The organism is Acidobacteriota bacterium (assembly GCA_016716715.1).
Taxonomy (GTDB): domain Bacteria; phylum Acidobacteriota; class Thermoanaerobaculia; order UBA5066; family UBA5066; genus Fen-183.
This window is the reverse complement of record JADJVE010000019.1, coordinates 62399-82699: the sequence shown is the minus strand read 5'-3', so window position 1 is coordinate 82699 and position 20301 is coordinate 62399. Positions and strand designations below refer to the sequence as shown.

17 protein-coding genes and 1 pseudogene are annotated in these 20301 nt (G+C 69.2%); 10 read left to right on the top strand and 8 right to left on the bottom strand.

What is annotated here, in order from left to right:
* The 3 genes from IPL89_17870 to IPL89_17860 are packed head-to-tail and all read left to right on the top strand — an operon-like array spanning position 1 to position 1539.
* Positions 1 to 870, top strand: coding sequence for a DUF692 family protein (locus IPL89_17870; GenBank protein ID MBK9065025.1), 870 nt, complete (start codon positions 1 to 3; stop codon positions 868 to 870).
* Positions 867 to 1088 carry a hypothetical protein gene (locus tag IPL89_17865; protein MBK9065024.1) on the top strand — a complete coding sequence of 74 codons (222 nt, stop codon included), beginning with the start codon at positions 867 to 869 and terminating at the stop codon, positions 1086 to 1088. Before IPL89_17870 ends, IPL89_17865 begins: the two co-directional genes overlap by 4 nt.
* Complete coding sequence (locus tag IPL89_17860) at positions 1054 to 1539, top strand: GNAT family N-acetyltransferase (protein MBK9065023.1); 486 nt, start codon at positions 1054 to 1056, stop codon at positions 1537 to 1539. Before IPL89_17865 ends, IPL89_17860 begins: the two co-directional genes overlap by 35 nt.
* Here the strand turns inward: IPL89_17860 and IPL89_17855 are convergent.
* Positions 1511 to 7543 carry a hypothetical protein gene (locus tag IPL89_17855; protein ID MBK9065022.1) on the bottom strand — a complete coding sequence of 2011 codons (6033 nt, stop codon included), beginning with the start codon at positions 7541 to 7543 and terminating at the stop codon, positions 1511 to 1513. The two genes, IPL89_17860 and IPL89_17855, sit on opposite strands and share 29 nt — an antisense overlap.
* An 82-nt stretch (positions 7544 to 7625) precedes the next feature.
* Positions 7626 to 10088, bottom strand: a complete 2463-nt coding sequence (locus IPL89_17850; protein MBK9065021.1) for a DEAD/DEAH box helicase family protein — start codon at positions 10086 to 10088, stop codon at positions 7626 to 7628.
* A gap of 48 nt (positions 10089 to 10136) precedes the next feature.
* Between IPL89_17850 and IPL89_17845 the strand changes: the two genes are divergently transcribed.
* The gene (locus tag IPL89_17845; protein MBK9065020.1) at positions 10137 to 10367 is read left to right on the top strand and encodes a hypothetical protein; all 231 of its coding nucleotides are present in this window, start codon (positions 10137 to 10139) and stop codon (positions 10365 to 10367) included.
* Positions 10367 to 10918: a hypothetical protein gene (locus IPL89_17840; protein ID MBK9065019.1), complete on the top strand. Its 552-nt coding sequence runs from the start codon at positions 10367 to 10369 to the stop codon at positions 10916 to 10918. The genes IPL89_17845 and IPL89_17840 overlap by 1 nt, the downstream gene beginning before the upstream one ends.
* Here the strand turns inward: IPL89_17840 and IPL89_17835 are convergent.
* The 4 genes from IPL89_17835 to tatA form a co-directional block, all read right to left on the bottom strand.
* Complete coding sequence (locus tag IPL89_17835; GenBank protein ID MBK9065018.1) at positions 10903 to 12021, bottom strand: aminotransferase class I/II-fold pyridoxal phosphate-dependent enzyme; 1119 nt, start codon at positions 12019 to 12021, stop codon at positions 10903 to 10905. The genes IPL89_17840 and IPL89_17835 overlap by 16 nt on opposite strands.
* Positions 12022 to 12635: 614 nt before the next feature.
* Complete coding sequence (locus IPL89_17830; protein ID MBK9065017.1) at positions 12636 to 13913, bottom strand: MFS transporter; 1278 nt, start codon at positions 13911 to 13913, stop codon at positions 12636 to 12638.
* A 131-nt stretch (positions 13914 to 14044) separates the two neighbouring features.
* The gene (tatC, locus tag IPL89_17825) at positions 14045 to 14779 is read right to left on the bottom strand and encodes a twin-arginine translocase subunit TatC (GenBank protein MBK9065016.1); all 735 of its coding nucleotides are present in this window, start codon (positions 14777 to 14779) and stop codon (positions 14045 to 14047) included.
* Positions 14716 to 15138 carry a twin-arginine translocase TatA/TatE family subunit gene (gene tatA / locus IPL89_17820; GenBank protein ID MBK9065015.1) on the bottom strand — a complete coding sequence of 141 codons (423 nt, stop codon included), beginning with the start codon at positions 15136 to 15138 and terminating at the stop codon, positions 14716 to 14718. Before tatA ends, tatC begins: the two co-directional genes overlap by 64 nt.
* A gap of 419 nt (positions 15139 to 15557) precedes the next feature.
* Here tatA and IPL89_17815 point away from each other — a divergent pair, with 419 nt between their 5' ends.
* From IPL89_17815 to IPL89_17795, 5 genes and pseudogenes are all read left to right on the top strand, one after another.
* On the top strand, positions 15558 to 16073 hold the full coding sequence (locus IPL89_17815; protein ID MBK9065014.1) for a PDZ domain-containing protein: 516 nt from the start codon (positions 15558 to 15560) through the stop codon (positions 16071 to 16073).
* Between the two features lie 13 nt (positions 16074 to 16086).
* Positions 16087 to 16512 (top strand): annotated as a pseudogene (locus IPL89_17810) (hypothetical protein).
* Between the two features lie 165 nt (positions 16513 to 16677).
* Positions 16678 to 16848, top strand: coding sequence for a hypothetical protein (locus IPL89_17805; GenBank protein MBK9065013.1), 171 nt, complete (start codon positions 16678 to 16680; stop codon positions 16846 to 16848).
* 56 nt (positions 16849 to 16904) lie between these two features.
* Positions 16905 to 17132, top strand: coding sequence for a CopG family transcriptional regulator (locus IPL89_17800; protein MBK9065012.1), 228 nt, complete (start codon positions 16905 to 16907; stop codon positions 17130 to 17132).
* Entirely contained in the window at positions 17119 to 17379 is a 261-nt protein-coding gene (locus IPL89_17795; protein MBK9065011.1) for a type II toxin-antitoxin system RelE/ParE family toxin, read from the top strand. The genes IPL89_17800 and IPL89_17795 overlap by 14 nt, the downstream gene beginning before the upstream one ends.
* 16 nt (positions 17380 to 17395) lie before the next feature.
* Here the strand turns inward: IPL89_17795 and IPL89_17790 are convergent, their stop codons facing one another.
* Both IPL89_17790 and IPL89_17785 read right to left on the bottom strand, forming a co-directional pair.
* Positions 17396 to 17947 (bottom strand): hypothetical protein, encoded by a 552-nt coding sequence (locus IPL89_17790; GenBank protein ID MBK9065010.1) that lies wholly within the window; start codon positions 17945 to 17947, stop codon positions 17396 to 17398.
* A 20-nt stretch (positions 17948 to 17967) separates the two neighbouring features.
* Entirely contained in the window at positions 17968 to 20223 is a 2256-nt protein-coding gene (locus IPL89_17785) for a hypothetical protein (protein ID MBK9065009.1), read from the bottom strand.
* Between the last annotated feature and the right edge of the window lie 78 nt (positions 20224 to 20301).

The window sequence follows — 20301 nt, the reverse complement described above, 5'->3', positions numbered from 1 at the left end:
GTGAAGGACCGCGTCGGGCTCGGCTGGCGGCCCGCGATCGCCGACCGCATCCTCGCGGCGGCGGACCGGCTGGACGTCGTCGAGGTGATCGCCGAAGACTGGATGAAGAGCCCGGCGCGCGAGGTCCGCGCCCTCCGGACGCTCGGCGCGTACGTGCCGGTCGTCCTTCACGGCGTGTCGCTCGGCCTCGCCTCCTCGGCGCCCGTCGACCCGAGGCGCCTCGACGCGTTCGCGCGCGTTTTCGACCTCGCACAGCCCGTGTTCTGGTCGGAGCACCTCGCGTTCGTGCGCGGCGGCGGAATCGAGATCGGCCACCTCGCGGCCCCGCCGCGCTGCGCGGCCACGATCGAGGGGACGGGGCGCAACGTCGCGCGCGCCCGCGCCGTCGTCGGCAGCGCGCCGCTCCTCGAGAACGTCGCGACGCTGATCGACCCGCCCGGCAGCGACCGCGACGAAGCAACGTTCGTCGCGGAGGTCCTCGAGGCCTGCGACACGGATCTCCTCCTCGACCTGCACAACCTCCACGCGAACGCGAAGAACTTTGGGTTCGGAGGAGAGGAAGAGGAAGAGAGATTTCTTCGAGTGGTCCCGAGCAACCGGGTGAGGGCCGTTCATCTCGCTGGCGGGCGGCGCATCGGGGTGCCGGGCAGGGCGGGTGTGAGCAGGATCCTCGACGATCACCTCCACGCGACCCCCGACGCGGTCTTCGATCTCCTCGAGAGGGTCGGCGAGCTGGCGCCGCAGCCACTCACGGTGATCCTCGAGCGCGACGGAGCCTTTCCCCCTTTCAAAGAAATCCTCGACGAGCTCGCCCGAGCGAGAACCTCACTCGCAAAGGGCCGGGCTCGCCGAGCGGAGGCCGCCGCGTGAGCCCCGGCTTCGAGGGCTACCTTGCCCGCCTCTACACGAACGAGGCCGAGCGTGCGCTCTTCCTCGCGGATCCGCGCGGCCGCGCCGCCGCCGCGGGCCTTGCTGCAGCCGAGATCGACGCCCTCGAGGCGATCGACCGGGACGGTCTTGCGCTGGCCGTGCAGAGCTTCGAGAGGAAAAGAGATGAACACCGTGCCCACTCTCATCAGAATCGCTGACGGCGCAGCCGACGTCGCAACGGCGCGCGCTCTCTTCGAGGAGTACCAGAAGTCGCTCGGGTTCTCGCTCTGCTTCCAGAACTTCGACGAGGAGCTGGCGGGCCTGCCGGGCGCGTACGCGCCTCCGGATGGCCGGCTCCTGCTCGCGTTCGCGGGCGACGAACCGGCAGGCTGCATCGCTCTGAGGAACATCGGAAAAGAGATCTGCGAAATGAAGAGGCTCTGGGTGAAGCCCGCCTTTCGCGGGACGGGCCTCGGCCGGCGGCTCGTCGAGGCCCTGATGGCCGAGGCCCGCGCGATCGGCTATCGCGCCGTCCGCCTCGATACTCTGCCTTCGATGACGGCCGCCCAGGCTCTATACCTTTCGCTGGGCTTCACGGACATCCCTCCGTACAACGACCACCCCATCGAGGGCACCCGGTTCATGGAGGCGATCCTCCCGCCACCTTGAGGACCGTGCCCGCCGAGTAGGCGTTGAATTCGGGCGCGTACATGGACTGGACCGTCGCGGGCCCGACCCGGAACGTTCCGGCCATGTTCGCGCGCAGGCGGTACTTGAACGTGTACTCGCCGACGGGCAGGCGCTCGAAGAAGAAGTTCGTCGCCGAGTCGCGAGTCTCCTCGTACCACGCGATCCCGAGGTCCCACTTCCACTTCGAAAGGACGTTCTCGGGCTCGAGGCCGGCCGCCCGCGGGTCGCGCAGGTGAACGTACTCGGCGTCGTGCTTCGTCCGCAGCGAGATCTGCACCTCGATCTGGTCGCCGGGCCGGATGACGGCGCCCTCGGCGAGCGGAGTCAGCGTGAACTCCTTCCCCGTGTTCTCCCGCCGGAAGAACTTCCGCGAGACCTGAAAAAAGTCTCCGCGGTCCTCGGCGGGAAGCTTCTCCGTCGAGAAGTGCCAGGCGGCCGAGGCGAAGACGAAGCCCTTGCCTTCCTTCTCGACGACGACGGTGGACGTGGTCTTGGGGTCGACCTTCTCGCCGGGGATCACGATCCGATTGTTTTTCCCCGTGTACTTCTCGGGGTCGAACGCGAACGTCACCTTCTGGACGCCGACGGTCACGGTCGCGTCCTCGGGGACGCCGAGCGCGCCTTCCTTCTTCAGGTAGTGGACGAGCGAGTAGATGACCTCGGCCGTCGCGCGCGTGGACTTCCACTGGTTGAGCTTCTTGTTGATGAGCAGCCACTGGACGAGGCCGTCCTTCTTCGCGCTCGTAGGGTCCAGCTCGAGGACCGTCCGCAGTGCAAACGCGTGGGTCTCGATCGTGTCGTTGTACCAGAGCCACGACCGGTCCTCGGGCGCCCAGAACGTCCCCTGCTCCTCGTTCGACTTCGCCGAGTCCATGACCGAGTCCCACACGAGCTTCGCATCCGCCGGTCGGCCCATGCGCTTGAGCGTCAGCGAGAGATAGCCCTTGAGGTACGGGGCGTGGTGCCTCCAGTGCTTGAACGAGAAGTCGAGCATCTCCTTGCGCTCGGCGTCCGTGAAGGCGCCGCCGCTCCACGAGACGTCCGGGTACGTCGACAGGACGTAGTTCAGGAGAGTGATGTACTCCCAGCAGCGGTTGTCCGCCATGCAGGCACGCCATTCGCTCCGGTAGTGCTGCGCGACGTAGCCCCACGCGCGCTGTGTCACGTCCTTCGGAACGTCCACCCCGAACTCGAGCGCCTTCGCGAAGCCGTGGAGGATGTAGAGGGTCATGTAAGGCGACGGCGGGCCGCCCGGGAACCACGGGAACGCTCCGATCGAGGTCTGCGCCTTCCTCAGCCGCGCGAGTGACGACTCCCGGTTCGCCTGCGCGACGCGCGGGTCGAGGACGTTGATCGTGTCGAGGTCGGTGCGGCCGCCCTTTGCCGTCACGAGCCACGGCGTCTCTTCAAGAGCCATTTTTCGATTTGGATCGGCCGCGTCCCAGGACTCGAGAGGCGTCGTCCGCTTCGACATCTCCGCGGCCATCTTCGCGACGGCCGGGTAGTCCTTGTAAACGCTCGAGACGATGCCCGTCGAGAGGAAGCGGTTCAGCGTCTGCTCCGTGCACTCGTACGGGTAGTTCACGAGGTACGGCAGCGCCTGGAGGACCGTGTAGAAGAGCTGCGCGTCCACGGTGACGACCATCTGCTCGTTGACGAGGCTCGGATCGTCGTTTTTCGCGAGGTCGTCGAAGCGCAGCGTCTTCTTGTCCTTGTTCTTGAGCGTGACGAAGCGCGACTGGACGAGGTGCATCCGGCCGGGCAGCACCGGCACCGGGCGGACCTCGCCGTCCGACAGGTCGCCCGCCGTCGCGACCGCCTTGAAGGCGACGGTCGTCAGTCCCTTCGGCGCCGTCACGGGGAACGTCAGGTTCGTCCCGCCGCCCGCGGGCGCCGTGAATGCCTTCGACGCGCCACCTTCGAGCCCGAATGCCGCGAGGAGGCTCTTCCCCGTCGCCGGATCCGTGATCTCGAACGCCAGCGTGCCGCTCAGCGGTTTCCCCGACGCGTTGTTCACGACGACCTTGATCTCCGCCTTGTCGCCTTCGCGCAGGAAGCGCGGGACGTACGGCCGGACCATGAGGTCCTTGACGGTCTTCGTCTCGGCGTCCACGGACCCGCCGCGCAGGTCCTTCGTGACCGCGTGGACGAAGACCTTCCACGACGTGACGGAGTCCGGCACGGTGAATTCGATGGACGCCGAGCCGTCCGGCCCCGTCAGGAGCTGCGGCTGCCAGAAAGCGGTTTCGGAGAAGTTGCTGCGAAGACCCGTGCCTTCGCCTGCAGCGTCCGCGCGCGCCTTATCGCCGTCCTTCTTCTTCGAAAGTGAATCGACCTCCTCGTCTCGCCCGTTCTTCGAATCGGCGAGCTTGCCTTCGGCGACCGCGTTGGCCGCCCCCTCCTCCCTCGCCATGGCCGACTTCATCGCCATCGGCGCCGAGGCGGGTCTCACCTGGTTGTAGGCGCCGCCCATCCCGCGGCTCCTCACGCCAGGGCCGCCGATTCCGTAGCCGCTCTCGAACTTGAGCCGGTCTCCGACGAGGTACGGGCCGGACGGAGGCGACGGGAAGCCGCTGCTCGTGAGCCAGAGCTGGGGCGCCGGACCGAGCGTCGCGCGGACCACGAGCGGCGTCGCGCGATTCGGCAGGAGCGCGAGCGGGCTCACGGGCCGGTGCGGGACGAAGGAGTCGAGGCTCCGGTCGTACATGTAGGCGAGGAGCTCGGCCGTCTCCTTGAGCGGGTGCGCGGGCGTCGCGCCCTTCACCGTTACGCGCCACGTCTCGGTCTGGCCGGGGCGCAGGCGGTCGCGGAAGGTGGCGAAGGAGACCTTCAGCTCCCGGTCTTCCCACGGCACGAAAACGCTCTGCGTCTGCTGGAGAAACTGGTGATCGCGCACGGCGGTCAGCGTCACACCGAGCCCGCCGCGGTCCTCCTCCGTGATCGCCCTTTCGATGAGCACGGCGTCGCTCCCGGCCTTGAGGATGCGGCGCTCGATCAGCCTTCCAGCGCGCGCGACATCGAGGAAGAGCGTCTGATCGCGAAGGCCGGATGCAACGAGGAAGCGAGCGACGCCGCCGACCCTCACCGAGGACGACTCGGCGAGGAGGACGACGGGCAGCGCCGGGGCGGACTTTCCGCCGGCGACGAGGAAGTCCTGCGCCGTCTCGTACTTCGCACCGAAGTCGTCGACGGTCGAGTAGCGCAGGCGGTAGGCGCCTTCGGACAAGGCGGGCAGGTCGACCTTCGCCTCGCCCTTCGCGTCGTGCGTCAGGTCGCCGGAGGACTGTTCGGCCCCGTCCTTCCAGGAGTGCAGCCATTCGTCGACGGAGTACGACGTCGCCCAGCGGGGGCGAAGCAGGTCGCCGGGGGTCGACACGCCGCCTGCTGCGGCCTTCTCGCCAAGTGCAACGGCGTTTTCGGATTTCTTTGAAGGTAATTCGGCCGGGAGGACCGGCTTCTCGGGCGACACGAGCCGCAGCAGCCGCCAGGTCCCCTTGCCCGGACGCGGCGCTCCATCGAGATCGGTCCTGACGATCTTCGCTGCGCCTTCTCCCTTCTTACTTTCTAAGAAGAAATTCTTCTCTCTCTCCACTCTCGCTTTCACGCTCACGAACCCGAGGCGGAAGGAGCGGTCGGCCGAGCGCGTTTCGCCGCCCTCGTCCGTGACGTCCGCCGAGACGCGGTAGCGGTACGTGATTTCCTTCGACTGCCGTTCGTCCGCCTTCGGGGTGAACGTGACCGCGAACCTTCCGTCCGCGCCAAGCGCGGCGTTGCCCGTCGCGACGGTCTCCGCGCCGGCGGAGCGCCCGCGCCCCATCCATCCCCACCACCACCACCACGGGTACTCTGTCTCGCGCGTGACGCGCCAGGCGACGTTTCCGCTCGCGACGGGAAGGCCGAAGTAGTAGCGCGCCTCCCCCCGGAACGTCGCGGGCCTGTTCAGGCGCAGAGCGTCCTTCGCTTCCTCGAGCGTCGCCTCGAACGTCGGCCGCTTGTACTCCTCGACGCGGATCGAAGCGGCGCCGCCCCAGTCGCAGCGCACGCTCCACGCGCCGAGCGCGCGCCCGGCCGGGAGCGCGAACTCCCCGGCCGCGGAGCCGTAGGCGTTCGTCGTGACGGCCTTCGACTCGACGGCCTGCCCGTTCGCGTCGACGAGAGTGATCGAGACGGTCGACGCCGGCGCCACCTGGAAACGCGCCTGGTCGGGACGGCCGCGGTAGAGGATCGCCTTCCAGAGCACTTTCTGGAGCGGCCGGTAGATGCTCCGGTCGGTGTAAACGAGCGCGGAGGACGTCTCGCCGGACTGCCCGCGCGCCCACATCGAGAAGGACGCGGCATCCAGCGCGACGTCCTCGCCGCGCCTCGCGAAGAGGAAGAGCGGCTTGCCGCTGCGCTCGGGAGTCGGCTCGAAGACGGCGAGCCCCTCCCTCCCGGCCGTGGCCTCGGCGATGCGGCGATGCCCCTTCTGCCAGTCGTAGAGGTACAGCGACACCGTCGCCCCGGCCGCGGGGCGGCCGGTCGTTCCCGTCAACACCCGCGCCTCGACGGCGTTCGTGTCCGTCTGGCGAACCGTGAGGACGAGGTCCGTCTCGATCATCCCGACCGCGCGGAGCGGACCCTTGTCGGGCGCGAACCCGGGATCGGCCGATGCGACGACGACGTGCAGGCCGCGCCCGAGGGCCGGCGGCGTCACGAACGTGCGATGCGATTTGAAGTCGGTCGTGGCGGGAAGCGCCGACTCGAAGGACGCGACCGGCTTTTCCCTCGCGACGAGCGCGTCGACCTCCGGACCCTGCGGCATGAGGTTGTAGTCCTTCGCCCGGCCGATCCGGGCCTCGAGGTCGACCGCGTAGGCGCGGAAGAAGAGGACCGGGAGGTTCCGGTGCGTGACTTCGATCGAGCGCCTCCCCGGACCGTCCGCCGCCATCGCGGCCATCGACCAGTCGGGCGCCTCGATCTGCCCGACGATCGAGCGGGCGCGGTCGGCCCCGAGCGACTTCGGCCAGGCGGCGATCGCCTCGAGCGCGAGCGCCCGCGCCCTGACGAGGTTGCCGGGCTTTTCCTCGGCGCGCGTGAAGTCGGCGAGCTGGGCCTTTCCCATCGAGAACCAGGGGACGGCCGCGTACGCCGGGAGCTTCGAGGCGAGGTCCTTCCGGATGGCGGCGCGATCTCCCGCGTCCGTCAGCGCCGCGTCCAGCTGGCGCAGGCGCTCGAGGCGCGCCTCGAGCGCGGCCTCCTTCTCGCCCGCGCGCGCGTGCCAGGCCTCGAGGTCGTCGAGGACGGCGCCGAGCTTCAGGAGCGGGTGGACGGCAGGGTCGTCGAGCTTCACGAGCCTCGACACCCCGGCGTCACCGGCGATCAGGAGCCTCGCGTCGAGCGAGAAGACGCCGTTCGACTGCTCGGGCCGCCAGCCGGACGTGTCGGCGAGGAGGGCCGCGAAGAGGTACGACGCGGCGTCGCGCAGCGTGCCGCGGATCTCCTTCGGGTAGTTGTTCGGCTCGACGAAGTCGGCGACGGCGTTCACCGGCACGCGCCCGAGCGCCTCGCGGTCCTTCCAGACCTCGACGTACGCCCGCACGGCCTCGGCCTGGATCTCGTCCCGCGTCCACGCCTTGAGGTCGACGGCGCCAGTCGAGGAAACCTTCTCGCGCTTGCCGATCTCCCACCCGTAGGCCTGGGCGTACGTCACGAGGGACTGCGCGTAGAAGAGGCGCAGCGTCGTCCTCTGCAGGAGGCCCTTCGGCCACGGCTGGTCCTTCAGGAACCGGACCGAAGTCTCGTAGCCGTGAAGCGCGGTCCGGAGCTGGACCTCGCGGACGAGGGCCTTCGCCTCGTCCGTCTCGTCGCCCGCGGCGCGCGCCGCCTCGCGAATCTTCCCGGCCGCGGCGGCCGCCTCCTCGAATTTCTGCTCGGAGACGAGCCGGTCCACGTCCTTCCACGTGGCCGGGCCCGTGACGCGGGCCCCGGCGAAGGTGAGCGCCATCCGGGCGGACCCGGCGGCGAAGAGCGCGGCGGCGGCGAAGAGGGCGATTCGTCGGGCGTTTTTCATGGCGTCTCCGGAGAGTCTATGACCCCGGGGATGCGCGAAGGTTCCCGATCAGCGCGTCAGCCGGAAACGCCGCGACGGCCTCGAGCCGGCGACCGGGGCGCGACGCGAGGACCTTCTTCGCGGCGCGGCGGACGAGGCCCGGCCAGTCCGGCGCCCGGCCCGAGCGCGACGCCCGCGCGAGGAGCGCCGTCCAGTCCTCCGGGCGGATCCCGCGCGTCTCGGTCCGCCGTGACAGAAGGAGCTCGGCCCACGCCGGCTGCTCGCGCCCGTCGAGCGACGTCGCGACGAATTCCGGGGACGCTCCCTGCCGCAGCGCGAAGAGGAGGCCCGCCGTCGAGACGCCGGTCTTCTCGAGCGACAGGAGCGCGACGCGCCCCCGCGGCCCGTCCTCGAGCTCGCGGAAGATTCCCTCGACGAGCGCGTGGCCCGACGCGAAGAAGTCGAGGTCTTCCTTCTCGACGGCTTCGTCCCGGTCGAACGTGCCGAGCCATCGCGAGCCTCCGGAGACGCCGGGCAGGTGCTCGACGAGCGCATCCGCGCCGAACTCGAGGTACCACGTCCGCCGGCCCGAGCGCTCGGCGGTCTCGAACCCGAAGAGGTCCGCGGCCTCGAGGACGAAACGCTCCGTGCGCGCGTCGAGGTCCGCCGGGACGCGCGCGAGGATTCCGGCCGCCTTCTCGGGCGAGAAGCCGTCCCGGTGCAGGTGGTGATGGACGGCCTTCTGCCGCGCCTCCGCCGCGCGGGCGACTTCCGCCGCCAGATCCTCGACCGGCAGCGGCTTTCCGAGCCGCCGCGCCCGCGTGATCCCCGCCTCCACACCGGCGAGGGAGCGCTCGAGGCCGCCGAGCGGCGACGTGAAGAGCCCGATGCGCTCGTACAGCGTCGCGAGCTCGCGTCCGAAACCGCCCGGAGGCCGGAAGTAGACGATCTCGACGGGCGCCGTCCGGTTGATGCGGTCGAGGCGGCCGATGCGCTGCTCGACCGCAGCCGGGTCCGCGGGCAGGTCGAAGAGGATGAGGCGCCGGCAGAACTCGAAGTTGCGGCCCTCGCCGCCCGCTTCCGTCGAGATGAGAATCGACGGGCCGTCCGCGCGCCGGAACTCGGCCACTTCGACGTCGCCGCGCTCGGGCGTCAGCTCCTCGTGGAAGATCGCGACCCGCTTGCGCGTGGCCGATTCCAGCCGTGCCTTGAGCGCCGAGAGTGTCGCGCGCTCGTGGACGAAGACGAGGGTCTTGGCCGAGCCCTCCGCGCGCCACGCCGCGTCCTCTCCCGCGAGCCACGCCACGCGCGGGTCGTCCGCGTCCGCCGCGTCGTCGCCCGTCAGCCCTTCGGCCGCGGGCGATCGATCGAGGTCGACGGGCAGCGGGACGCGCGGCATGAGGCCGCCGATGTCCACGCGCCGCGTCGCGCTCGTGCAGGGCGGCAGAGGCTCCTCCTTTTCGAGGGAGGCGAGGAACGCTTCCTCGCTCGTGTACGCGTCGGGACGGAGGAGCTCGAGGAGGCGGAAGAACCCGTGCGCGTCGGCCTCGAGCGGCGTCGCCGAGAGGAGAAGAACGTGTTTTGCCGCGCGCGTCAGCGGCGCGACGGCCAGGTACGCGTCGCTTCCGGCCTCGCCGCGCGCGCGCTCGAGGCGGTGGGCCTCGTCGACGACGAGAAGGTCGAACCCGGCGGCCCCGGCCTTTTCGGCGAGGCCGGGCTCCCCCGAGAGGTCTTCGAGCGCGACGATCGCATGGCGGTGCGCCTCGAACGGGTTGAACCCCTCGCCGTGCTCCTTGGCGACGTCTTCCCGGCGTCTGCGGTCGAGGAGGACGAACGTCTGGTGAAACTTGCGATAAAGCTCGCCGAGCCACTGGACCGTGAGCGTGGAGGGCGCGACGACCAGCGCGCGGTCGGCGCGGTCCGCGCGCAGGAGGCGCGAGAGGATGAGGCACGCCTCGATCGTCTTTCCGAGGCCGACCTCGTCCGCGAGAAGCCAGCGCACGGGGTCGCTCGCCGCGGCGCGCTCGGCAACGTGGAGCTGGTGCGGAAAGATCGCGATCCGCCCGCCGAGGAACGAGCCGAGGCCGCGGGCCTGGCGGATCTCGGAGAGGAGGAGGCCGTCCACGCGGTTGCGAAACGCGGCCGCCCGGTCGGTCTGGAGCGCGCCCAGGCGGTCGACGGGGTCGTCCGGCGCCGCGAGCGGCCAGAGCAGCGTGGAGGTCACCACTCGACCGTCCGCGAGGCGCGAGGTCCCGGCGCCGACCTCGTCCACGACGACCGGCCCCTCCTCGCCCTCGAGGCGCGCCTTCTGCCCCTCGCGCAGCGGCATCGGACGCAGGGCGTTGTCGTCGGCCGCGAGCGTCAGGCGCGTGTCGGCCGCCGGGAACCAGACGACGATCCTCCTACCGTCGACCTGCTCGACACGCCCCGGCCCCAGGTCCGGGTTGAACTTGTGGAAGAGCTTGTCGTCGACGCGGAAAGCGGGCACGGGGGCGTCCATGGTGCACGGCGCCGGCCCATCCGGCAAGCGCGGACGTTAAGATGGGCCATGGCGACACAGACGCCGTTCCGACGCGATCTCTCCGCAGAGGTTTCCAAGCACTTCAAGGAGACTCCAGACGAGCGGGTCCGCCAGGCGCTGGCCCTCGGCCGCGAGCTCTTCGAAATGCACCTGCGCACGCTCTCGCCGGTCGTTTCCCGCTACGAAGCCGGCGAACGGCTGCGGCTCGCGACGCACGCGGGGCGCCGCCCCTCGCGCGTGATGAGTCAGCCACGCTGATGACCCTCCTCAAGGAAGTCGTGGACGCGGCCGCCGCGCGTGCGCCGGTCGCGCTGATAGGGGGCCTTGCGCTCGCGGCGCATGGTGTCCTGCGCGCCACGCGCGACGCCGACCTTCTCGGAACGGATCCGGGATTTCTTCGAAAGGAGTCGTGGGACGGGTTCGCCGTCAAGGGAATCGGCGTGACGATCCATCGCGGTGATCCGGACGACCCCCTTCTCGGAGTCGTTCGGCTGCGCCGCGAACCCGAGCCGGACGTCGACCTCGTCGTCGGGCGCGAACGCTGGCTCGACGACGTGCTCTCCAGGCGCTTGACGCTCTCACTCGGAGGCGAGTCGATTCCGGTCGTGGATGCGCCGGACCTGGTGCTCCTGAAGGTCGACGCGGGAGGCCCGATCGACCTCATCGACGCCCGGCTTCTGCTCCTTGGCCCGGACGGCTCCCGGCTCAGGCGCGACGCGCGCGAGCGCGCCGCCGGGGCGCCGCGCCGCGTTCAGGACGCACTGGCGGCGATGTTCGCGGAGCTCCCTCCGATTCAGCCGAGCGCCTGATTCAGGTCCGCGATCAGGTCGTCGGGATGCTCGAGGCCGACGGAGACGCGCAGGAGGTCCTGCGGCGTCGTCGACGCCGGCCCCTCGCTCGTCGCGCGGTGCTCGAGGAGGCTTTCGACGCAGCCCAGCGACGTCGCGCGGACGAAGAGCCTCACGCGTCCGGCGGCGGCGATCGCGGCGTCACGCCCGCCCTTCACGTGGAAGGACAGCATCCCGCCGAAGCCCGACATCTGCTTCGCCGCAACGGCGTGGCCGGGGTGGGACGCGAGGCCCGGGTAGTTCACGCGCGCGACCCTCGGGTGCGCCTCGAGGGCGCGCGCGACCGCGAGGGCGTTCGCGCTGTGCGCGTTCATCCGCACGGCAAGGGAGCGCAGCCCGCGCAGGACGAGCCAGGCGTTGAACGGCGCGAGCACCGCGCCGAGGAGATGCCGCACGTGCGCGACCTTCGCGAAGACGTCGTCCTTCCGGCGGAAGACGAGCGCGCCCCCCTGCACGTCGCTGTGGCCGCCGAAGTACTTCGTCGCGGAGTGGAGCGCGACGTCGGCCCCGAGGTCGAGCGGCCGCTGCAGCGCGGGCGTCGCGAACGTGTTGTCGACGAGCGTGAACGCTCCCGCCTTTTTCGCGAGCGCCGCGATCGCCTCGAGATCGGCCACCTTCATGAGGGGGTTGGACGGCGACTCCACGAGGACCAGCTTCGTCTCCGGCCGGATCGCCTTCGCGACCGCCGCGAGGTCGTCCATCGCGCAGAACGAGGCGGTGAGACCCCACGCCGGAAAGAACTCCTCCCCGACCTCGCGCCAGCCGTAGTACGCGTCGTCCGGGAGGAGGACGTGCGCGCCGCGCGGGAGCGCCTGGAACACGGCGACCCCGGCCGCCATCCCCGAGCCGAGGACGAGCGCGGCTTCGCCGCCCTCGAGGGGCGCGAGGGCGTCCTCGAGGAGCGTCTGCATGGGATTCGACTCGCGGATGTACGTGTGGCCGCCCAGCGGGACGCCCGTCTCGCCGCGCTCGAACGTCGTCGAGAGATAGATCGGAGGCGCGACGGAGCCCGTCCCCGCTTCCTGTTTCCGTCCCGCGTGAACCGCCAGCGTCTCGAACCTCATGGGTCCCCCGTCGGAGGTGTGGCACCATGCCCGCGTGATGCGGTTCCGGACCTCCGTATTCTTCCTCGCCACTCTGATCGCGTTGCCCCTCGCCGCGCAAGACCCCACGCCGTCCAAGCTGGACGTCGGACCGGGCCTCCGGCGCGAGCGCGAGCGCCTCTCGAACTACCAGTGGCGCCTCAAGACCGAGATGAAGGTGGACGGGACGATCCGGATGTTGAAGGTCGAGGACGTCCACCTCGGGCCCGACGGCGGCCTCGTCAAGAAGACGGTCAAGTTCGACAAGCCTGCCGAGCCGACGCCGTTCGCCGAGAACGACCCCCGGGCGCGGGTCTACGCCCCGACGACGGGCACCGAGGAGGAGCGCCTCTCGGAGATCGCGCAGGACCTCATGCAGTACTACGCGCGCCTCTCCCCCGAGCGCGTCGCCGAGTGGGCCAAGAACGCCGAGGTCCTCCCCCCCGAAGCCGACCACCCGGGCCTCGTGCGCATGCACGGCCGCGGCCTCGGCCGCCCGCTGGACGACGCCGTCCTCTTCTTCGACCCGAAGACCAAGACGGCCGCCTACCTCGAGGTCAAGACGACGGTCGACCCGCGCATCCTGGACATCGCCTTCATCCGCGCCACGTTCGAGCCGCTCCCGCAGGTGCGCGCCGACGTCGCGCCGATCTGGGTGCCGAAGCGCGTGTTCCTGAACATGCGGCGCGGCAAGCGCGCCGTCGCCCTCGAGATGGAGACGACCGACTGGCGGACGTGGCCCTAGGGGGACGGCTCAGAGGTTCGGAACACTTGGGATGGTTCCGGAGGAACACGGTCGCCCCGACCAGCATGAGCAGAAGCCCGTTCCCCGCGAGAACCCAGGGCGTCGGCATGATGCCGACGAGGAAGCCCGCGATGACGCTGCCGAGCGGCATCGCCCCGCGGAACGCGAGCGAGTAGACGCTCACGACCCGGCCGCGCAGCGCGTCGTCCACGTTCGTCTGGACGAGCGTCATGAACATCGCGAAGACGATCATGAGCGCCGCGCCCGCGAAAAAGAGCAGGCCGAACGAGAGCCACTTCGTTCGCGAGAGGGCGAACCCGATCATGAGGGCGCCGAGCGTCATCTGCATCGCGACCGCCACGGCGCCGCGACGCTTGACGTGTCCGAAGCCTGCCGTGCCGACCGCGCCGACCACCGCCCCGAGACCGAAGACGGCGAGAAAATAGCTCAGGACCTTGACGTCGCCCTTGAAGACGTCCTTCGCGAAGACGGGCAGGAACGTGAGGAGTGGGAACGCGCAGATGCTGCCGATGAAGGAAAGGGCGATGAGGCCGCGAAGGGCGCGGTCCGCGTGCGCGGCTGCGAGGCCCGCCTTCAGGTTCTCCATCACGCTGCCGCTGGCCGTTCCGGTCGGCGCCCCGCGCCTGAGAGCGAGGAGCGCGAGGATGACGGCAAAGAACGAGAGGCCGTTCAGCCCGAAGCACGCCGCCGCGCCGAGGGTCGCGAACGCCGCACCCGCGAGGACCGGGCCGATGACGCGGGCGAGGTTGAACTGGATCGAGTTCAGGGCGACCGCATTCGGGACGTCCTCCCGGTCGACCAGCGTCGGGACGAGCGCCTGGTAGGCCGGACCTCCGAAGGACATCGCGACGCCGACAATCAGCGACAGGGCGAGGATCATCCAGATCTCGACGTGATTCGTGTAAACGAGGAACGCGAGCAGGAACGCCGAGGAAAGCTGGACGACCTGCGAGAGGAGGAGGATCCGCCGGCGGTCCATCCGGTCGGCGAGAACGCCGCCGACGAGCGAGAGGGCGAGGAACGGCGCCTGCTGAAGAGCGTCGGCCCAGGCGAGGTATTGCGGGTTTCCCGAGATCGTCAGGAGCAGCGCCTGGGCGACCGACTGCATCCACGTCCCGATGCTCGACGTGAACGAGAGCCCGCCCACAAAGAGGCGGAAGTCCCGGTACGTGAAGGCCTTGAAGACCCTGGTCAGCTTCTCACGCACCGCGCGCACGATACCTCAGCGAATGAGTCTCGTCAGGATTCCGTCTTCGACGCGGCCTTCGGGTCGCGTTTCTTGAAGACCCACGCCATGCCGACACCGAGGAGGTAGAGCGCGCACATCGGGAGCGCGAACGCGCACTGGGTCGGGATGTCGGGCGTCGGCGTGATCAGCGCCGAGATGATGAAGATGACGAGGACGGCGTAGCGGAACTTCGCGAGCAGCCACCGCTCGGTGACGACGCCCATCCGCGCCAGGAAGAAGACGAGGATCGGCGTCTCGAAGACGAGCCCCATGCCGAGGAGAATCTTCGATGTGAAATCGAGGTAGTCGTCAATCTTGATCATCGGCAGGAAGTCCTCGCCCGTCTGGACCAGGAACTTCGCGACCATCGGAAAGCCGACGGCGTAGCCGAAATAGCCGCCCGTCACGAAGAAGAGCGCCGACACCACGACGAACGGCCACACCCAGCGCCGTTCGTGCTTGTAGAGCCCGGGAGCCACGAAGAGCCACACCTGGTAGAGGAGCACCGGGCTCGCGACGAACACGCCCGCGAGGAGGGCGACGTTGATGTAGATCATGAACGGCTCGGTCAGCTCGGTGAAGACCAGCTTCTTGTCACCGGCCGGAAGCGCGTCCAGGATGGGAACGGAGAGCCAGTGGAAGATCTCCTTCGCCTTCCACCAGCAGAGGAAGAAGCCGACGGCTATGGCGAGGGCGGAGGCGAAAAGCCGGGCGCGAAGCTCCTCGAGGTGCTCGAGGAAGGACATCCGGGGCAGGTCGTCGTCGTGCTCCTCCGAGGCGTCGCGTCCAAGGGAGTCGGCACGGCGCGGCAGCGTCTTCGTCGTCTCGGACGGGCGGGAAGATCGTCCCGTCGGCCGGGCGGCGAGCGCCGGGGGCGGCCTCCCTCGGTCTTCGGCCCGGCCGATCCTCGGTCTTCCGCGCCCCCTCGGAGCGTCGCCTTCTCCATCTCGTCCTCGATCGTGCGCTTGAGGTCGTTCGAGGCGCGCTTGAACTCGCCGAGCGCCTTGCCGACCTGCTTTCCGATCTCGGGGAGCTTCTTGGGGCCGAACAGAAGCAGCGCCAGAACGAGGATGAAGATCATCTCCGGCATTCCGAGGTTTCCCATGATCCTGCGTGCTCCTCCGCCGGCCGATGGTCCGCCGCGTCCTCGCCCCTGTCGAAGCCCCTCAAGGCGGCGGACCGCCCCGCGTGCTAGTCTCATTGCGTCCGGGAGGAACCCTTCACCGTGTAAGGTTAAGGCCTCCGTGACCATGCCTTCCAACCGTCCTCCCCTCCCGGGGTGAAGCCGCCGCCGTCCCGTTCCTCCTCGCCGTCACCGTCCTCGGCAGCGCCGCGGGGGGCGCTGTTCGCCGGCTCGGACGCCTCGAGCCCGGTTCAAGGAGTACTCCGACCTGCTCGCCACGGCACGCGCCTGGTACGCCGACGACGTGGCCGCCGACAAGCTCGTCTACTCGTCGATCCAGGGGATGCTCTCCACGCTCGACCCGCACACGAACTTCCTCGAGCCCGAGGAATACAGCGTCGATGCAGGAGAAGCAGCGCGGGTCGTTCTACGGGCTCGGAATCATCATCAGCAAGCGCAACGGGAAGGTCACGGTCATCACGCCGGTCGAGGGCTCGCCGGCCGACCGCCTCGGCATCCGCGCGGGCGACGTCATCGACAAGGTCGAAGGCCAATCAATCGACGACCTCCCCGTCGACGCGGTCGTCAAGAAGCTCAAGGGCCCGAAGGGCACGAAGGTCAACATCACCATCGTCCGGCCGGGCCTCACCGAGCCCCTCCAGATGACGGTCACCCGCGCCGAGATCCCGACGAACTCCGTCTCCTATGCCTTCATGCTCGAGCCCGAGGTCGGCTACATCCGCCTGAAGGACTTCACCCACACGTCGGCGCCCGAGGTGGCCGGGGACTGGGACAGGCTCGAGAAGCAGGGGATGAAGAAGCTCGTGTTCGACCTGCGCGGAAACCCGGGCGGCCTGCTCGACCAGGCGATCGCCGTGTCGGACTTCTTCCTTTCGCGCAACGAGAGGTCGTCATGACCCGCGGCCGGAACGCCGCTCGGAGCAGAGCTTCGCCGCGCCCGGCAAGAACAACCAGGCCCGCATCCCGCTCGTCGTCCTCGTCAACAAGGGGTCGGCCTCCGCCTCGGAGATCGTCGCCGGGGCCATCCAGGACCACGACCGCGGGCTCATCGTGGGCCAGACTTCCTGGGGCAAGGGACTCGTCCAGTCGGTCTTCACCCTCCCCGACGGCGCCGGCCTGGCGCTCACCTCGGCGAAGTACTACACCCCCTCCGGCCGCTGCATCCAGCGCGACTACAAAGGACGTCCTCGAGTACCTGGCGCCCGAGGACGAGGAGGGCGGCGACGCCGACGAGACCCCGCCCGCGACGCGCCTCCAGAAGAAGGACTCCTTCAAGACCGACGGCGGGCCGGACGGTCTACGGCGGCGGCGGCATCACGCCCGACGTCCTCGTGAAGGCGCCCCCTCAGCGCTTCGCGACGACGCTCTACGCGCGCGGCCCTTCTTCGAGTTCGCCGTCGACTACCTCGCGAAGCACCCGACGGTCCCCGCGAGGGCTCCAAGGCGATCTACGCCGAGGAGAAGGATCCCCTCGTCGTCGACCACGCGATCCGCGAGGAGATGCTGACGGCGAAATTCGGGCGCGACGCGGGTTACCGCGCCAGCCTCGAGAACGACGTCCAGCTCAAGAAGGCGCTCACCCTTTTCCCCGACGCCGAGAAGCTCGCGACGGCCCACGAGCAGATGCAGCTCGCGAAGAAGTCCGACATCAAGGGTCCGGTCAAGCCCTGACGGAACGAGCCCGTGAGCGTTTTGACGTCATGACGTTTTAGCGTTAACCTTCGGCCATGGGTGCGAAGCGCGCCACCGTCTACTTCGAGCCTGCCGTGCACAAGGCCCTCCGGTTGAAGGCCGCTGCGTCCGAGAGGACGATCTCGGACGTCGTGAACGAATCGGTCCGGCTCGCACTCTCCGAGGACGCAGAGGACCTCGAGGCTTTCGACGAACGCCGCAAGGAGAAAGCCATCCCGTTCGAGGCGGTCGTTCGCGACCTCAAGCGCCGTGGGCTCTTATAGGATCTTCCTCAAGGAAAGCGCGGCGAAGGAGCTCGAGGCTCTCCCCCGAAAGGACCGGGAGCGTAGCGCCACGAGGATCGCGTCGCTGGCCAGAGACCCTCGTCCGCCCGGGAGCGAAAAGCTCGCTGGCTACGAAGACCGCTACCGGGTGCGCCAGGGGCGCTATCGAATCCTCTATTCGATCGCGGACCGCGAGCTCGTCGTCTGGATCGTGAAGGTCGGCCATCGGCGCGACGTCTATCGCTAGCGGCCCTCGCCGGCTGTCATCTCTCGCGCCTTCTCCACCGGCTCTTCTTCCGCACTCGCCCAGACTCCGGCGCGCCCGCGGGCCGGATCAGCAGCCACCAGAGGACGAACGGCGCCGCGAAGCAGCCCGCGAGGCGCCAGAAGTGCGACGCGGTGGCCCAGAAGTTCCGCGCGAAGGGCCCGTAGGTCGCCGTGCTCCAGGCGCCGAGCTTCATCGCGTAGAACGACTCGACGGCGGCGACGAGCGCCGCGACGTGCAGGGCGAAGAGCACGAGAAGCGAGATCCCGAGCCCCTTCATCGCGTCGTCCTGGAAGAGGCCGGGCGTCGCGGCGGCGAGCGTCAGCAGGATGATGACGTCGAACGTGAGGTCGTCCGCCGGAAGCGCGGGCCGGTCGGATCTGGACGTGAAGTCGGCCCGGTCGATCACGACGCGCGTTCCCTCCGCGTAGAGGCGCGTCGCGGCCGGCCGCTCGAGCAGGCGCACGACAGGCTCGGCGAACCCGACGAGCAGGCGGTCGTAGGCGGGCGTCCCGGCGTGCCAGAGGCCGAGCCCGAGCGCGAAACCCAAGGCGGCCCTAAGCGCGAGCTTCAGCGCCCTCTCCGCCGCGGAGCTTCCGGCCCCACACGAGGAAGATCCCGACCGCGAGCAGGATGAGCAGCGTCTGCCAGATCGCCGCGTGGAACAGGTCGAACACGTCGCGCCGGTGCGCGCCGAGCCAGAACAGCGACACGATCCGGAAGAGGTTCACGACCTGGATCGCGAGAAGGCCCGTCGCGATGCCCGCAGCGCGCGCCTTCGCCGAAGCCGGGAACGCGAGCATCGCGGCGAGGAGCAGGAGCGCCGCCTCGATTCCGTTGCAGCCGTTCTTGACGTCCACGGCGAAGAGCGCCGACTGGATCACCGTGCCGCGCGTGACGACCGGCTCCCCGACCGCGCGGAGGATCCCCGCCGACACCTTCACGAGGAACCCGGTGAACGGCACCACGACGGCGTCGTTGACGGGCTGAATCGCGACGAGAGCGTAGAGCCCCACGAGGAAGAGCGCGAACCGGATCAGGAACTTCTTCTGGGCGGGCTGCATGGCGAGCGGCGAGGATAAACGAAGAGGCCCGGCAACCGCCGGGCCCCCGTTCTCTTACCTTCCAGGAAGAAGTTCTTAGCGGACGAGCGTGTTGTTGTCCACGATGAAGCGGCGCGTGCCGGCCGAGCGCACGTTGCCCCGCGCGTCCGTGACCTCGATGAGGAGGTCGTGCTCGGAGTTCGAGATCTTCGTCGTGTCGAGGTAGAAGCGGAAGCGCGTTCGCGCGCTGCGGGTAGAACGGGTACGAGGCCGCGACGTCCGGGCTCGCGTAGCCGTAGTCGGCCCGGTCCACGCCCGTGACCGCGTCGACCTGCGCCACGCCATCGATCAGGATGCGGACCTTCACGACGACGTCGAGGTCGAGCGCCCAGCCGATGACCGGGAACACGCCGCCGATGAACTTGTAGTTCGTCGGATCGTCGATGGTGCCGAGCGGCGGCGGGTCGAGCTGGCCCGTCGCGCACTCCATCGTGATCGGAACTTCCTTCAGAAGGACGGCGGTGTTCCGCTTGTCGACGGCCGACACCTGGAGGATGTGCGCTCCCTCCCGGAAGCCCTTCTGCGTGAGGAGGTAGCCGGCGTCGACGAAGAACTGGAAGCCGACGTTCGGCGCCTGCGCGAAGCCCGGATACAAGACCTCGATGTCGGGACGGTAGTACCCGTAGCAGTCGATCAGGGCGTTCGCGAGGAGAAATTCGCGGTGGCAGTTCACGCGCGAGTTCTTGATCGGCACGCCGTCCAGCGCGACGCGCACTTCCGAGACGCCGCCCGTGTTCTCGAGCGAGGCCTCGAGGGCCCAGCCGTTGACGAACATGAGGATGCGCGGGTCGACGATGTCCGTCGGGCCGCCGGACGGGCCGCCCGGCGACACCGGGAAGCAGTTCCCGAACCAGTTTGCGTTCAGGAGCGGGAATTCGACCTCGCCGAAGGGGCCGGTGTTCGGGGCGTTGTTGAAAACCTGCACGCGCGACGTCCCGAGGAAGCCCTGCTGGCCCTGGTCGTCGACGGCGCGGACGCTGACCGTGTGGACGCCGTTCGGGTAACGCGTGGAGTCGACGTTCAGGATGAAGCCCGCGACGATCGCGGCCGGATTGTCCGGGAAGTTCGCGGCGACGTCGGCACGGTAGACGCCCGTGACGGCCTGCCGCTCGAGAAGCCCGTCGACGAGAACGTCGACGTGGTCGACCTTGCGGTCGTCGAGCGCCCAGCCCACGACCGTGAGGACGCCGTTGGCGGACACGGAGCTGTTCGGGAGCGGGAAGTCCATGTTTCCGAACGGCGCCTGGTTCTTCGCGTTGTCGATCTTGATCGCCTTGGGCGCGAGGAAGTACGTGCAGCCGGACGTGTCCGTGATCCCGACGTAGATCGTGTGCGACCCGTTCGAGTAGTTGGACGCCTTGAAGGACGCCAGCCACCCGGGGTTCTGGCCCGGCGTGCCGGCGTACTGCGGGAAGGCCTGGAGGATGTCGGGGCGGGGCAGGTTGATGTTCGCGCCGCCGGCCGTCGTGACGCGGTTCGCGTCGTCGGTGCCGTCAACGTAGACATCGACGTTGGACACCAGGTTGCCGTCCAGCGCATATCCCTTGACGACCACGTAACCGCTGACCGTCGCTCCGTCGACCGGAACATCCACGGATCCCAGCGTTTGCGAGGGGCACCCGAGGGCGCGGCGGACTTCCGCGCTGCGGGCGTCCGCAGGGGGCGCTGCGAGCAGGGCCGCAGCCGCGACGGTTGCCGAGAGGATCAGGGCCTTCCGAATCATCACGAGCCTCCGTGCGTCGAGAAGAAATACCAAGGCGCGCTCGGACACCAAATCATGAAGAGAGATTGACGCGTATTG